The organism is Paenibacillus phyllosphaerae (assembly GCF_014192105.1).
GTDB classification, from domain to species: domain Bacteria; phylum Bacillota; class Bacilli; order Paenibacillales; family Paenibacillaceae; genus Paenibacillus_Z; species Paenibacillus_Z phyllosphaerae.
Genome location: NZ_JACHXK010000002.1, coordinates 230,583 through 244,276 on the forward strand (window position 1 = coordinate 230,583; position 13,694 = coordinate 244,276).

Genomic DNA, 13,694 nt, shown 5'->3' on the forward strand with positions numbered 1-13,694 from the left:
TACCAAGGTTTTTTGTTGTGCGATATAACACGCGTTCCGCTCTTTGAAGGGCGCGCCTAACAATTGCCGATCGTCTTATTCGTGAATGGCAGTCAGCAGCTTGCCGAGTGCTTCCATAGCCTGTTCTTCTTGCTCGCCGTCGATTTCAAGCGTCACTTCGTCATGTTGGGCGATGCCGAGAGTCAGCATGGCGATCGAGCTTTTGCCGTTTACTTTCTTCCCTTTGCTGAGGACATCCACTTTGCAAGGGAATGTGCTCGCGGTCTGAACGAAGGTTTTGGTCGGACGGACGTGGAATCCGGTAGGGTTCGTGATAACAAAGTTTTGAGTTAACATACAGTTTTCGCTCCTTTTACATGCTCTTGTACATGTTGAATCACTTCTTCTTGGGTTTGCATTAGGATGGCTTCTTCAGCAATCTTCGCCCATTCCGCTTGGGACAGTTGGCCGATCAGCTCGCGAGTCGCAAGAATCGATCCTGCGCTCATGCTGAACTCATGAAGGCCAAGGCCGAGCAGCAGCGGCACCGCATTCGGGTCGCCGGCCATCTCGCCGCACATGCCGACCCACTTGCCTTCCGCTTCCGCGGCACGGATAACCATGCGCACAAGCCGCAAGATGACAGGGTGGCAGGGCTGATACAGATAAGACACGGTGTCGTTCATCCGGTCGGCTGCCATCGTATATTGAATGAGGTCATTGGTGCCGATGCTGAAGAAATCGACTTCCTTCGCGAAGAGGTCGGCCGCGATCGCCGCCGCCGGCACTTCGATCATCATGCCAACTTCGATGTTCTCCGCGATCTCGACGCCTTCAGCCACCAGCTTGCTGCGTTCTTCTTCAAGCAATCGTTTTGCTTCACGCAGTTCGGATAAGACGGCAATCATCGGGAACATGATTTTCAGGTTGCCGTACCGGCTTGCCCGCAGCAAAGCGCGCAGCTGCGTGCGGAAGAGGTCTTCGCGAGTCAGGCAGAACCGCAGCGCACGCAGACCGAGGAAAGGATTGCTTTCTTTCGGAAGTTCCAAGTAAGGCAATTCCTTATCCCCGCCGATATCCATCGTCCGGATGACGACCGGTTTGCCTTTCATGCTCTCGAGCACATATTTATAGCTCTCGGTCTGTTCGGCTTCGGAAGGGAAGCTGTCCCGGCCCATATAGAGGAACTCGGTCCGGAAGAGGCCGATGCCCTCCGCGCCGTTCTCGATGGCTTTGACCACATCGACCGTCTGGCCGATGTTGGCTGCCAGCTCGACGCGCGCGCCATCGGAAGCGATGGTAGGCATTTCCTTGAGCTTCGCCAGTTCCGTTTTACGCGACTCATATTGTTGCTTCTTCGATTCATAAGCTTGTAGTTGCTCCGAAGTCGGATCAATAATAATAAGTCCTTCAATCGCATCCATAATGACGTTCGTGCCGCTCGGGATATTCAGTACTTCTGCGCCTACGCCTACGATCGCCGAGACATCGAGCGAGCGCGCCATGATCGCGGAGTGGGAGGTGCGGCTGCCGATTGCCGTAACGAAGCCTTGCACCGCATCTAAGTTCAGCTGCGCGGTATCCGATGGCGCCAGATCCTCGGCAATGATGATACACGTGTCGTGAATTTGCGATAAATCCTGATGCGGTTCGCCTAACAGATGGCTCGTGACGCGGCCCGCGATATCGCGAATATCAGCCGCGCGCCCGCGCAGAAGTTCATTGTCCATCGACTCCAGAACTTCGATGAAAGTTCCGGCTACTTCATGCAACGCATATTCGGCATTGATGAATTCGTCGGCGATTTTCTCAATCGCGGCGTCGATAAGCTCCGGATCTTCAAGCAGCATCAGATGCCCTTCGAAAATCTCCGCTTTATCCGCGCCGAGGCGCTGTTCGGTCATCGCACGGATCGCTTCCAGCTCTACCTTCGATCGTTCAACCGCCTGCCGGAAGCGTTCCTGTTCTTCTGCGGCATTCGTCACGGATACGCGGGTTGGAGCGGGTCTAGCTCCTTTTAACGTGATTACTTTGGCAATGGCATACCCGGGTGACGCGGCGATACCTTTTAATTGTCGGCTCATTGATTCATACCTCCATGCGTGCGTTAAGCTTGCTGCTTGACCTGGTTATATGCGGCTTCCAGCGCTTGGTGGAGCGGATGGTCGGCAGCAAGGCCCGTATAGCGGGTAATGGTGCTGCTAAGACCGCTCTCCTTCAGCGACGATTGAATTTCAACGGCCTCGGGATCGTCTGCGTAATCAAAATGCAGCGCTGCAGCCATTCCTTGAACAAGATGTTCGGTCTTCAAGCCGTACTCGGCGGCAAGCATTGCCGGACGGACCAAGCGATCGCTCGGGGACAGCTTCCGGATCGGCGAACGGCCGACGCGCTCGACTTCATCGCTGAGGTAAGGGTTCGTGAAGCGTCCGAGAATTTTTTCGATATATTGGTCATGCTGAGCGGAATCAAAATCGTATTTATGAATAAGGACGGCGCCGGTCTCTTGCAAGGCAGCGCGAACCTCCGCGCGGATCGCTTCTTGTGCCATGGCCTCTTGAATCGTCGAGCATCCGCGAAGGTAACCATGATAAGCCGCGACGCAGTGGCCGGTGTTGACGGTGAACAGCTTCCGTTCGATGAAAGGCTCGAGACCTTCTACGTAGTGCACGCCTTCTATCTCTTGGAAGCCCGGCAGCGTCGCGGAACGGTCAACGACCCATTCGTAGAAAGGCTCGACAGTCACGTGAAGCGGATCTTCGTGATGCTGAAGCGGAACGATCCGGTCCACGGCGGCGTCCGGGAAAGCGATGCTGCGGTCGGCTACGGCATGAAGCTCTGCAGGCAGATGGCCGTATACGAGTTCCTTCAGCTGGGTGCTGCCGCCGATGGCATTCTCGCATGCAATGACATGAAGAGGGGCGGTAACGGACGCGGTAAGTCGCTTCTCGATGCCTTGCGCGATGGTACCGGCGATATGCTTCAGAATATGGACGCCTACAGCCGTTGTAACAAGGTCGGCTCCAGCGATGGCTTCGGCGACGAGCGCCGAGTTCTTGCCGTCGATGGCGTTCACGTTATGGACCTCGATCATTCGGCCGCTGCCATCCGCAAGCTCGACGGTATAGCTGCCTTTAGCTTGAATGGCCCCTACGAGAACGTCGCTGACATCGACGAACGTGAGCTCATAACCAGCCTGCGACAGCAGCAAGCCGATAAAACCGCGGCCGATATTGCCGGCCCCGAAGTGGATGGCTTTCATTTACTCCATCCCCTTTTCGAAAATCTCGATCAGGGCTTGCTCAGATTTGGCGCCGATGATGTCAGCCATGTTGTCTTCGTCCGATACGAGCATCGCTACGCTAGTGAGCAGGTCGAGATGGTCATCGCCGACGGCCGCAATGCCGATCACGAGATGAGCGGGTTCGCCTTCACCGAAATCGACGCCTTCCGGAAGCACGACAACGGATAGGCCAGTCGAACGAACCAGGCTTTTTGCTTCATTCGTGCCGTGGGGAATCGCCAGACCGCCGCCCATGTATGTGGAGAGGGAGTTTTCGCGCTCGATCATTTTGTCGACATATTCGCTTGGGACATGGTCAGCTTCGACGAGCAGATTGCCGGCGATGCGGATCGCCTCATATTTGTCTTTCACCTGTACATTCAATTTCACTTTGTTTACGGACAGTATGCTCATGTTAAACTCTCCAATCCAATGTGGTTTTTAATTAACTTCTCCAATTCGGTTGCTATGTAGTGACGTATCGTGCCCGCGTCACTTTCTCTTAAGTGCATCATCATCTCCGGCGACAGCAGCATCGCGCTAATTTCGCTTAAGATAGCTAATCCCGGCTTACTCAATTGTTTGGGGGCAAGCATGAGCAGCAGATGTCTGACCTGATCTTCGGGTTGGCTGCCGAGCGCAAGCGGCTCCTCCAGTCTAAACAACAACAGTAAGGGAAAAATAACCTCGTCGCTCCGGGTATGAAGCAGCGCCAGATCGGTATCCGGAATGCGCTGGCTGCCATGCTGTTCGCGTTCGAGCAGCAATCGGGCAACGGCCTTCGCGTTGCGAATTGCGCCGCACTCGTAAGCGATCCCGGTTACGCGTTCGAATACCGATTCCATTCCGTTAATCCCGGCACGGCTTAACATCGTTACGTCAAAACGCTCTAGCAGCGAGATCGTCTCTTGCGCTTGATCCCGCATGAGAGCAAGACGCGTGGTTGCCCCTTCAGGAGGGGGTGGAGATAGCATGGCGGCAGGCTGCAGCGCTGCCGGTTCATGATGAGGCAGGTGCCGAATGAATTGCCGCAATCGCTCGGTTTCTTCTTGGGTAAGAAGCGGGCTGAGCTTGATATAACGGCTGCGTTCAATCGGCAAGTCGACCGTCGATATAATCAAATCGTACTTTTCCTCCGCAATGCGAGAGGCTTCGAACCAGGATACCCGGCCGATCAGATCGATCTGCGGCAGCTCTTTCGTGATCCGGACGGCGAGCATCTGGGAAGACCCGATTCCGCTCGTACAGACGAGCAGGGCCCGAACATGCCGGGTGACAAGCGTTGCACGTTCCAGAGAAGCGCCAAAATGCATGACGAGGAAGCCGATTTCCTCTTCCTGAACCGAGAGTTGAATGACCTCGGAGGCCGCATGGCGGACCGTCTCGAACAGATCGCTATAATCCCGTTTGATCTGGGGCAGGAGAGGGTTGCGTATTTTTTGCCCGCTGGCGATTCGTGCTAGCGCAGGTTCCAGATGATGCAGCAGTCCTTCAATAAGCGAGCGGTCGCGGATCAGGGGCATGAACAGCTTCTCTTCCACATAACGGACGAGCCGTATGACCGTATCCATCAACTCCAAGTGAGCGGGCAGCGGCAGTTCGGTTGGCAAACGCACATCCCAGTGATGAAGCAGGCCGGAGAGATAAACCATTTCCTGCTCCGGCAGCTGCATATCCAGATATCCGCAGAATAGCTGCAGTTTCTCTTGCGCGAGCGTATCATCCAACGAGACGAGCGGAGTGGTCCCTGCCACAAGTCGCCCATTCTGAATGCGGGTAATCGCAACGGCAAGCTGAATGACCAGCTGCGTGTAGCTTTCCTCCGACAGCACGGTCGGGTACAGCTCCTCCAGACGCCATAGCGCCTTCTCGACTAGAAGGAAGTTCGAGCGGTTGATAAGCTCGAGCAGCCGTCCTTTCACAATAGAAACAGGCGCTTGACCGGACTGATCGAATAGATCCGCGTCATCCAGCTGCATCTGAGCGAGCTTCACAATCACTCGCCGAAAATCTTTCTCAGGCCCCGTCAATGCCACGCCATAACCGCGCCGTCGTTCCAGCGTAAGACCGGATTCGCCTAGCATAAGCTCGATTTCGTCCAGGTCATGGCTGATCGTCGGAATCGCCACTTGGAGCTCATGCGCCAGCGTGAATAGTTTGGTCGGTTCCGTATCTTCGATTAAGCGGCAGAGGATATACGTTTTGCGGTCCTCGGCGGAATAGCCCGTTGTGAACATCGCCTCCAGCGTTTTGCGAAAAAGCTCGATCTCTTCGGGATTGGCTTTCACTTGAATGCCCGATCCGGATTTCTTCACGAGCTTGATCTGGGCGGAGGCGAGGATGGTTTCTGTTTCTTGCAGCTCACGATGTACGGTGCGAGGACTGACTTTAATCTCCTCTGCAATCTCCGCGACAGTCATGCCGTCGACCCTGCTAAGCAGCAACTCGACGATTTGCCGTTGTCTGGTTGATACTTTCATCGCATACCACCCTCGTGGCTCGAAATGAAATGGACGTAACGCTTTTGGCCGCAGCCAAAAGCGTTACGTCGAGTACATGAATGTTAGCTAAGACGTTTCACAAGCTCGTCGTACTCCGGACTCTTCAAGAAGTTGTCGATCGAGATATGCTCAGCGGATGGAGCCTTTGATTTAGCGCGATCCGTCAATGTCTTATGCGTGATGACGATGTCGGCGTCTGCCGGAATATCGCTGATCGCCGTGTTGGTGACCGTCACCGGAAGACCGGCGGTCGTCATTTTCTTGCGCAGGATCGATGCTCCCATTGCGCTGGAGCCCATGCCGGCGTCGCAAGAGAAGACGATTTTGCGAACTTCTGCTTTCGTCTTTTGGCCGGTAGCAGTTTCCGGAGCAGCGTTAATCTCTACGTTGACTGCCGTAGCTGCCGCTGTTGGGGATGCAGCTGCGTTGCCGGCATTTTTCATCTGCTTCATTTTCGCGGATGCTTGTTCCAATTCGTCTTCTTCGGACTCCGTCTTGCGTGTCGTCTTCAGAAGCAGGGCAGCGACGAGGAACGATACGACAGCCGCTACAAGGACGCCGGCGAACATGCCGAGATAGCCGCCTTTAGGCGCCATGGCAATGTAAGCGAAGATACTGCCCGGCGATGGTGCCGCAACCAGGCCTGCGTCAAACAGGGAGAAGGTTGCCGTACCTGCGACGCCGCCTGCGATCGCAGCGAGCAGCAGACGCGGGTTCATAAGAATGTACGGGAAGTAAATTTCGTGAATACCGCCGAAGAAATGGATGATCGCGGCCCCTGGAGCCGATTGCTTCGCCGAACCGCGGCCGAAGAAGCAGTACGCCAGCAGAATGCCAAGACCAGGGCCTGGGTTCGATTCGAGCATGAAGATGATGGATTGACCGGTCTTGGCCGCTTGATCCAGGGCGATCGGGCTAAGTACCCCATGGTTGATCGCATTGTTCAGGAACAATATTTTGCCCGGCTCGATCAGAATGTTCGCCAGCGGCAGCAGGTGATTGTCGATCAGGAAGTCGACCCCGTGCGCAAGCCCTTTGCTGATCGCCTGTACGACAGGCCCGATTGCTTTGAAGGCGATAATAGCGAGAATACCGCCGATAATACCGGACGAGAAGTTGTTGACGAGCATTTCGAAGCCGGATTTGATCTTGCCTTCGACCGACTTATCGAACTTCTTCAGTACCCAGGCTGCCGCAGGACCGACGATCATGGCGCCCAGGAACATCGGAATTTCCGAGCCGATAATAACGCCCATTGTCGTTACGGCGCCGATGACGCCGCCTCGCGTGCCGTGAATCATCGTACCGCCGGTGTAACCGATCAAGAGCGGCAGCAAATACTTAATCATCGGATCGACGAGTTTAGCGAGCTCCTCGTTCGGGATCCAGCCGGTCGGGATGAAGAGGGCTGTAATAAGACCCCAAGCGATGAATGCGCCGATATTCGGCATTACCATTCCGCTTAAGAAACGCCCAAACTTTTGCACTCCAACGCGAAGTCCTTCTTTACGTGATTGTGCGGACACTTCATTCATCAGGTAATCCTCCTTGTTCTATGTCCCCGTATCCTTATCGTGTGGCATTAGGTGATGACGTAATCGTACTGGAAACGCTTTTACGCATCAATCAAAGGAAAAGGAGGTTTCGTCATGAACGCTGTTGCCAACATTTTTGTCGGGCGGACGCCATGAAAAAGGCCAGCGAAACCGAAGCTTTCGCAGCTTTAGTCCACTGGCCCTTTGCGCCTGTAGGCGGCAGGCGTATTCCCGTAATGTTCCTTAAATACCTCAATAAAGTAGCTCAAATTGTTAAACCCGACGTCAAGCGCCACTTCCATCATTTTCTTATCGGTCTCGCGAAGCAGGATGGCGGCTTGCTGCATCCGGTATTGGTTCAAATATTCCATTGGGCTCTTAGCCGTTATTTCTTTGAAGAATCGGCAAAAATAAGCTTCGCTCATGGATACGAGGCCGGCGAGTTGGCTTAGCTTGATCGGCTCGCTGAAGTGCTCATGCATGTAATGCAGCACCGACTTCAATCGCTCGATCCGGTAATCGTCCGTGCTTCGCTGTCTCTGGGCAGGAGCAGGGCCTTCAGTGAGCATGTAGAGCTTGGCCATGATGAGCAGCAGCATTCCTCTTGTCGTCAGTTCGTAAACCGGCGGCTTCTGGACATTAAGCTCAATTAACGTTTCGAGGAGCGTAAGCAGCTCCGCGGCATGGGGCACGGCATGCGTCAGATGGACCGGCGCTATTCGCTTCTTCTGCACGATCGGCTGTATGTAATGCTCCAAGGTCAAATCGATCGCACCGCTGCCGAGCAGCTCCGGATGGAACACGACGGCGATGAAGGAGCAAGGCTCGCTTCCGAGGACGGATCCGGAATGGAGATCGCCCGAAGCGACGAAGATCGCTTCCCCTGCGGCTACCTCGTAGTCTGTGGCATCGACCCGGAAGACGGCTTGGCCGGCAGTAACTAGGAGCAGCTCCATTTCGTCGTGCCAATGCAGATCGAGCAGCGGTTCGTCAGGCGGGCAGACGATCGGATAGATACTGATCGGATAACGCGCGTTGCCGTGGATGCGGGCTTCCTTCAGCGTCGCTTTATTCATAGGTGACACTCCTTACAAGGTCAAAATATTGATATTATTGAGCAAAATCTATAAAGAATTTCAATCCAAAGGTCAATATTATTATAGTATAAGAAACGGAGGGATTCGACTTGAAATTTACCGACGGTTACTGGATGACCAAAGAAGGCATTACGATGCACAACCCGGTCGAAATTCGCGATTTGCAGGTGGAAGGGCAGTCGATCTCCATCGATGCCGCTTGCAAAAACGTTCGCATAAAAGGCGATACGCTCAACGCGCCGCTGCTTCACGTTGACTTAAGCTCCCCAAGGAAAGATATCATACGCGTACGCTGGACGCACCATGCCGGCGAACAGGCGAAGGGGCCTCATTTCGATATTTTCCCCGAGCATGGATTTAGCCCGGAAGTGAAGGACGAAGAGGCGGCGATCACGCTCACGAGCGGCGGCCTAAGCGTTAAGGTGGACAAGCAAGGGCCATGGAATCTTGCGTTCACGAACTACGGTAAATACGCGACGGGATCGAGAAGCAAACGCACGGCATACTTAAGAACGCAGGAGAAAGAAGCGTTCTTCCGCGAGCAGCTTGACCTCGGCGTCAGCGAGCGGATCTACGGTCTTGGCGAGCGTTTCACGCCGTTCGTGAAGAACGGCCAAGTGGTCGACATCTGGAACGAGGATGGCGGCACGAGCAGCGAGCAAGCGTATAAGAACGTACCTTTCTATCTGTCGAGCGAAGGCTACGGCGTATTCGTTAACCACCCGGAGCGCGTCTCCTTCGAGATCGCGTCCGAGAACGTATCCAAGGTGCAATTCAGCGTACCGGGCGAGACGCTCGAGTACTTTATCGTCGGCGGCGAGACGCTTAAGGATGTGCTCGCGAACTACACGGCGCTGACCGGCAAGCCTGCGCTTCCGCCAGCTTGGTCGTTCGGCCTGTGGCTGACGACTTCCTTCACGACTGATTACGATGAAGCGACCGTGAACAGCTTCATTCAAGGGATGGCAGACCGCGATTTGCCGCTGCATGTCTTCCACTTCGACTGTTTCTGGATGAAAGAGTACCAGTGGTGCGACTTCGAGTGGGATCCAGCCGTATTCCCGGATCCGGTCGGCATGCTGAAGCGCCTGAAGGACCGCGGGCTCAAAATCTGCGTATGGATCAACTCCTACATTGCGCAGAAGTCGCCGCTGTTCAAGGAAGGCAAGGAAAAGGGATACCTCGTCAAGCGTCCGAACGGCGACGTATGGCAGTGGGATATGTGGCAGGCCGGCATGGGTCTGGTCGACTTCACGAACCCGCATGCGGTCCGTTGGTACCAAGATCATCTGCGCCGCCTGGTCGATATGGGCGTCGATTGCTTCAAGACCGACTTCGGCGAGCGCATCCCGACGGATGTCGTCTACTTCGATGGCTCCGATCCGGTCAAAATGCACAACTTCTACACGCAACTGTACAACAAAGCGGTCTTCGAAGTGCTCGAAGAGAAGCTTGGCAAGAACGAAGCGATGCTGTTCGCGCGTTCCGCTACGGCCGGCGGCCAGCAATATCCGGTTCACTGGGGCGGCGACTGCTCGGCGACGTACGAGTCGATGGCAGAAACGGTCCGCGGCGGCCTGTCCCTGGGCCTGTCGGGCTTCGGGTTCTGGAGTCATGACATCAGCGGCTTCGAGAGCACGGCTCCGCCGGATATCTACAAGCGTTGGGTAGCGTTCGGCCTGCTGTCCTCGCACAGCCGCCTGCACGGCAACGAATCGTACCGGGTGCCTTGGCTGTTCGACGAAGAGGCGGTAGACGTGTTGCGCCATTTCACGAAGCTGAAGAGCCGCCTGATGCCTTACCTGTTCGACAAAGCGGTAGAAGCGTCCCAGAAAGGGCTTCCGGTCATGCGTGCCATGGTGCTCGAGTATCCGGAAGATCCGACTACGCACTCGCTCGATCTGCAATATATGCTCGGCGATAAGCTGCTCGTCGCGCCGATCTTCCGCCCTGACGGCCGCGTTCAATACTATGCGCCTGAGGGCCGCTGGACGAATTTCTTCACCGGCGGAGCGATTGAAGGCGGCAAATGGCATACGGAGAACCATGACTACATGAGCCTGCCTCTGCTTGTCGCGCCTAATACGCTGCTGGCTGTTGGCGCGAACGACCAGAAGCCGGACTATGACTATCAAGACGGCATTACGTTCCAGTTGTTCGAGCTTGCGGATGGCGCTACTGCGACTGCGCCGGTCTATACACTTGGCGGGGAACTGGTCTACGAGGCCAAAGCCGAACGTACTGGCGGCACGATTATCGTAACGGCAGAAGGAGCCTCCAAGACTTGGTCCGTGCAGCTGCGCGGCATCTCTTCGGTAGCTGCAGTGGAAGGCGCAACCGTCACGGCGAACGAGCAGGGCGTCCTGCTGACCGCTTCCGAAGGCTCTCAACGCATCGTCATTACGCTGTAAGAGCGCTGAACAATAGAAGAAGGGTGCTCGCTTCCGATCTAGCGGAAGCGGCACCCTTATTTGTGTATATTTTATGATCTTGGCATGAAACTAGCGCCGCCTTAACAGGCGGCGCTAGTTGTTCTATTTCGTATATAAGCTATGTATGGGATTAGATTTTGACGCGGCGAGCCGTGACATAGTTCTTCGTCCAATAGCTGGTGTTCAGACTGCTGATCGTTACGCCCTTGCTGCTGGAGCTATGGAGCATTTTGTTGTTGCCTGCATAGATGCCGACGTGGCTGATGCTCTTGCCGTTCGTCTTGAAGAACACGAGATCGCCTACGCTTAATGAGCCTTTATCGACCTTGGTGCCGACCTTGGCTTGTGCGGCAGAGGAGCGGGGGAGCGCGATGCCGCTATCCTTGAATACGTATTGAATGAAGGACGAGCAGTCGAATGCACTTGTGATGCCGCTTTTGACGCCGAATTGATAAGGGGTTCCGATATATTCCTTGCCAAAGTCGATTAACGCGAGCGATTCTTCCGTAGCGGCCTTGGAATGGCCGGGTGCCGCGATCGAGATGAAGACAAAACCTGCTGCGGTCAGCAGAGCTATATGAACCAGTTTCAGAAGTTTCCAAGTTCCATGAGTGTTAGGCATTGTTCTTGTTGTCCCTCCGTTTTGTTAATCTTTGTTCATCTTCGGTCTTGTTAATCTTTGGTGTTGTGATTCCCAGTATAGCACCAAAAAATATGACTGATTTTTCCATAAACGGCGCAAACCAAAGGCTGGCTTCGATTCTGAGCCCTTTATGAGATTTCCGTGAGAATTCTCTCATAATAGATTCATTGAATCTAAAGAAGGTTTAATAATTTGGCCAAGCTCTATGGACATAAGGGATCTTGTCTATATACTGGGCTCTTGGAGTTTCCGCCAATGCCCATTTTCTCCCTGTTCAGTAGCCTCTCGCCTACAGGCGAATATCATGAGACTATAGCAACGCAATCGACCTGGGAGGGACGTAAACGAATATGGAAAATGCAGGTTCCGTATCACCGATGACAACCGCGCCAGCGAAAACGCCGACTGGTCCGGTTATGACAGCACCGGCTGGCAAGGCGCCTACAGCGCCAATTACGATGGAGATGCCGCAAATGACATCGGCACCAGTGCCGGCAATGCCGATCATGCAGCTGCCGATCTCGGCGCCTGTGGTGACGATGGAGAAACACGAGATGAAGAAGTTCTGCAAAGAACATATGCATCGCTACGTGCTTGTCCACACGAAAGACGGCTGGTGCGTCGACGGCTTCGTCGAGCATATTGACGAAGAAGTCGTATGCATCGCCGTACCGCATAACAGCATCGGAATGGATCCGCGGGCTTTCCTGCCTTATCCTCCGGGCTACCCGTATCCGCCGCTCTACCCGTATCCGTATTATCCGCGCCGCCGGTTCTTCCGCCAGATTTTCCCGCTCACCGCTCTGCTTGGCCTTTCGCTGCTGCCCTATTATTAATGGCCCGTTAGCGGAGAAACATGCTGTGCCGGCAGCCCCTCGTGGCTGCCGGAATTTACAGATTGGACGAGCCACCCATTTTTCGCTATTATGTAAGGAGTAGTCAAAAGAAGGCCATCGCTTGCGCATTGGCGGATTCGGTGCTGGGCTACGGAGAGGGGGCGTATAAGATGGATTGTATATTTTGCAAAATAGTCGAAGGCAGCATTCCTTCCACCAAAGTGTTCGAGAATGATCGAATCGTTGCGTTTAACGATATCCAACCGGCCGCTCCCGTACACGTGCTCATTATTCCGAAGAAGCATATTCCGACGATGAACGACGTCACGGAGGAAGATGATGCATTGATGGCGGAGATTTTCGCTGCCGGCAGGCAAATTGCCAAGGAACTTGGTGTCGATGAATCGGGCTATCGCCTAGTAAACAACTGTAATCCCGACAGCGGACAGCTTGTTTATCATCTGCATATTCATTTGCTCGGTGGGAAGCCGCTTGGCCCGCTTATTGGATAATGTGACGAATCACATAACAATATAGAAGTCCAAGTTGACATAGGCTTCTGCTATAGCCTATAATGTAGTTTGATAAACCGTGTATGTTCTTCTTGGACGGTCTGTTTCGGAGGGAGGGAAAACTGGTGTCTGAAACTAAAGTTCGCAAAAACGAGACAATTGATGCTGCACTTCGCCGCTTCAAACGTTCCATCGCTAAAGATGGCGTATTGGCAGAGGTAAAGAAACGCAAGCATTATGAGAAGCCTAGTGTAAAGCGCAAGAAAAAGTCCGAGGCTGCGCGTAAGAGAAAGTTTTAGGAGGATCCTTCCACAATGAACCTTAGCGAACGACTGAACGACGATATGAAACAAGCTATGAAGGCTCAAGAGAAATTTAAGCTGACAACGATTCGTATGGTGCGTGCATCCATTAAGAATCAGGAGATCGAGCTTAAGCGTCCTCTTGAAGATGCCGAAGTGCTTGACATTCTAAGCCGTGAGGTCAAACAACGTAAAGATTCCCTCCAAGAATTTGAGAAAGCCGGCCGCGATGATCTTGCCAAAGACCTCGCAGCAGAAATTGAAATTATTAGTGCATACCTGCCCACGCAGCTCACCGAAGAAGAAATCAAAGTGATTGTTCAACAGACCATCCAGGAAACCGGTGCTTCTTCGAAAGCCGAAATGGGGAAAGTCATGACCGCCCTGATGCCGAAAGTCAAAGGGCTTGCAGACGGTAAACTAGTAAACTCGCTTGTGCAGCAATTTCTGCAATAACATAGGCTGAACGCCAAACACTCCCCGCAAGGGGAGTGTTTTTTCGTCTTATGGACTAAAATGAAACGAAATTGACACATTTAACGTATAGTGTCACACATCAGTCAAGGGGGGACGG

General features: G+C 53.9%; 13 protein-coding genes. 5 read left to right on the forward strand and 8 right to left on the reverse strand.

Annotation, left to right across the window (positions count from 1 at the left end; translation table 11 throughout):
• Nucleotides 1-75: 75 nt before the first annotated feature.
• From FHS18_RS05045 to FHS18_RS05075, 7 genes are all read right to left on the reverse strand, one after another.
• Entirely contained in the window at nt 76-336 is a 261-nt protein-coding gene (locus FHS18_RS05045; RefSeq protein ID WP_183597653.1) for an HPr family phosphocarrier protein, read from the reverse strand.
• The gene (gene ptsP, locus FHS18_RS05050; RefSeq protein ID WP_183597655.1) at nt 330-2,063 is read right to left on the reverse strand and encodes a phosphoenolpyruvate--protein phosphotransferase; all 1,734 of its coding nucleotides are present in this window, start codon (nt 2,061-2,063) and stop codon (nt 330-332) included. Before ptsP ends, FHS18_RS05045 begins: the two co-directional genes overlap by 7 nt.
• 23 nt (nt 2,064-2,086) lie before the next feature.
• Nucleotides 2,087-3,241 carry a mannitol-1-phosphate 5-dehydrogenase gene (locus FHS18_RS05055; protein WP_183597657.1) on the reverse strand — a complete coding sequence of 385 codons (1,155 nt, stop codon included), beginning with the start codon at nt 3,239-3,241 and terminating at the stop codon, nt 2,087-2,089.
• Nucleotides 3,242-3,676 carry a PTS mannitol transporter subunit IIA gene (locus FHS18_RS05060; RefSeq protein ID WP_183597659.1) on the reverse strand — a complete coding sequence of 145 codons (435 nt, stop codon included), beginning with the start codon at nt 3,674-3,676 and terminating at the stop codon, nt 3,242-3,244.
• Complete coding sequence (locus FHS18_RS05065; RefSeq protein ID WP_183597662.1) at nt 3,673-5,742, reverse strand: BglG family transcription antiterminator; 2,070 nt, start codon at nt 5,740-5,742, stop codon at nt 3,673-3,675. The genes FHS18_RS05060 and FHS18_RS05065 overlap by 4 nt, the downstream gene beginning before the upstream one ends.
• 83 nt (nt 5,743-5,825) lie before the next feature.
• Nucleotides 5,826-7,298 (reverse strand): PTS mannitol transporter subunit IIBC, encoded by a 1,473-nt coding sequence (locus tag FHS18_RS05070; protein ID WP_183597664.1) that lies wholly within the window; start codon nt 7,296-7,298, stop codon nt 5,826-5,828.
• 188 nt (nt 7,299-7,486) lie between these two features.
• Nucleotides 7,487-8,374: a helix-turn-helix transcriptional regulator gene (locus FHS18_RS05075; RefSeq protein WP_183597666.1), complete on the reverse strand. Its 888-nt coding sequence runs from the start codon at nt 8,372-8,374 to the stop codon at nt 7,487-7,489.
• Nucleotides 8,375-8,484: 110 nt separating this feature from the next.
• On the opposite strand from FHS18_RS05075, the gene yicI reads away from it, so the two are divergent.
• Nucleotides 8,485-10,806, forward strand: coding sequence for an alpha-xylosidase (gene yicI / locus FHS18_RS05080; protein WP_183597668.1), 2,322 nt, complete (start codon nt 8,485-8,487; stop codon nt 10,804-10,806).
• A 151-nt stretch (nt 10,807-10,957) separates the two neighbouring features.
• On the opposite strand, the gene FHS18_RS05085 is transcribed toward yicI, so the two are convergent.
• Nucleotides 10,958-11,449 (reverse strand): C40 family peptidase, encoded by a 492-nt coding sequence (locus FHS18_RS05085; RefSeq protein WP_183597670.1) that lies wholly within the window; start codon nt 11,447-11,449, stop codon nt 10,958-10,960.
• Nucleotides 11,450-11,820: 371 nt separating this feature from the next.
• Between FHS18_RS05085 and FHS18_RS05090 the strand changes: the two genes are divergently transcribed.
• The 4 genes from FHS18_RS05090 (at nt 11,821) to FHS18_RS05105 (ending at nt 13,576) form a co-directional block, all read left to right on the forward strand.
• Complete coding sequence (locus tag FHS18_RS05090) at nt 11,821-12,306, forward strand: hypothetical protein (RefSeq protein WP_246427469.1); 486 nt, start codon at nt 11,821-11,823, stop codon at nt 12,304-12,306.
• A gap of 170 nt (nt 12,307-12,476) precedes the next feature.
• Nucleotides 12,477-12,818: a histidine triad nucleotide-binding protein gene (locus tag FHS18_RS05095; protein WP_183597672.1), complete on the forward strand. Its 342-nt coding sequence runs from the start codon at nt 12,477-12,479 to the stop codon at nt 12,816-12,818.
• 125 nt (nt 12,819-12,943) lie between these two features.
• Nucleotides 12,944-13,117: a 30S ribosomal protein S21 gene (rpsU, locus tag FHS18_RS05100; RefSeq protein WP_005547957.1), complete on the forward strand. Its 174-nt coding sequence runs from the start codon at nt 12,944-12,946 to the stop codon at nt 13,115-13,117.
• Between the two features lie 15 nt (nt 13,118-13,132).
• Nucleotides 13,133-13,576 carry a GatB/YqeY domain-containing protein gene (locus FHS18_RS05105; RefSeq protein ID WP_183597674.1) on the forward strand — a complete coding sequence of 148 codons (444 nt, stop codon included), beginning with the start codon at nt 13,133-13,135 and terminating at the stop codon, nt 13,574-13,576.
• Nucleotides 13,577-13,694 lie beyond the last annotated feature (118 nt).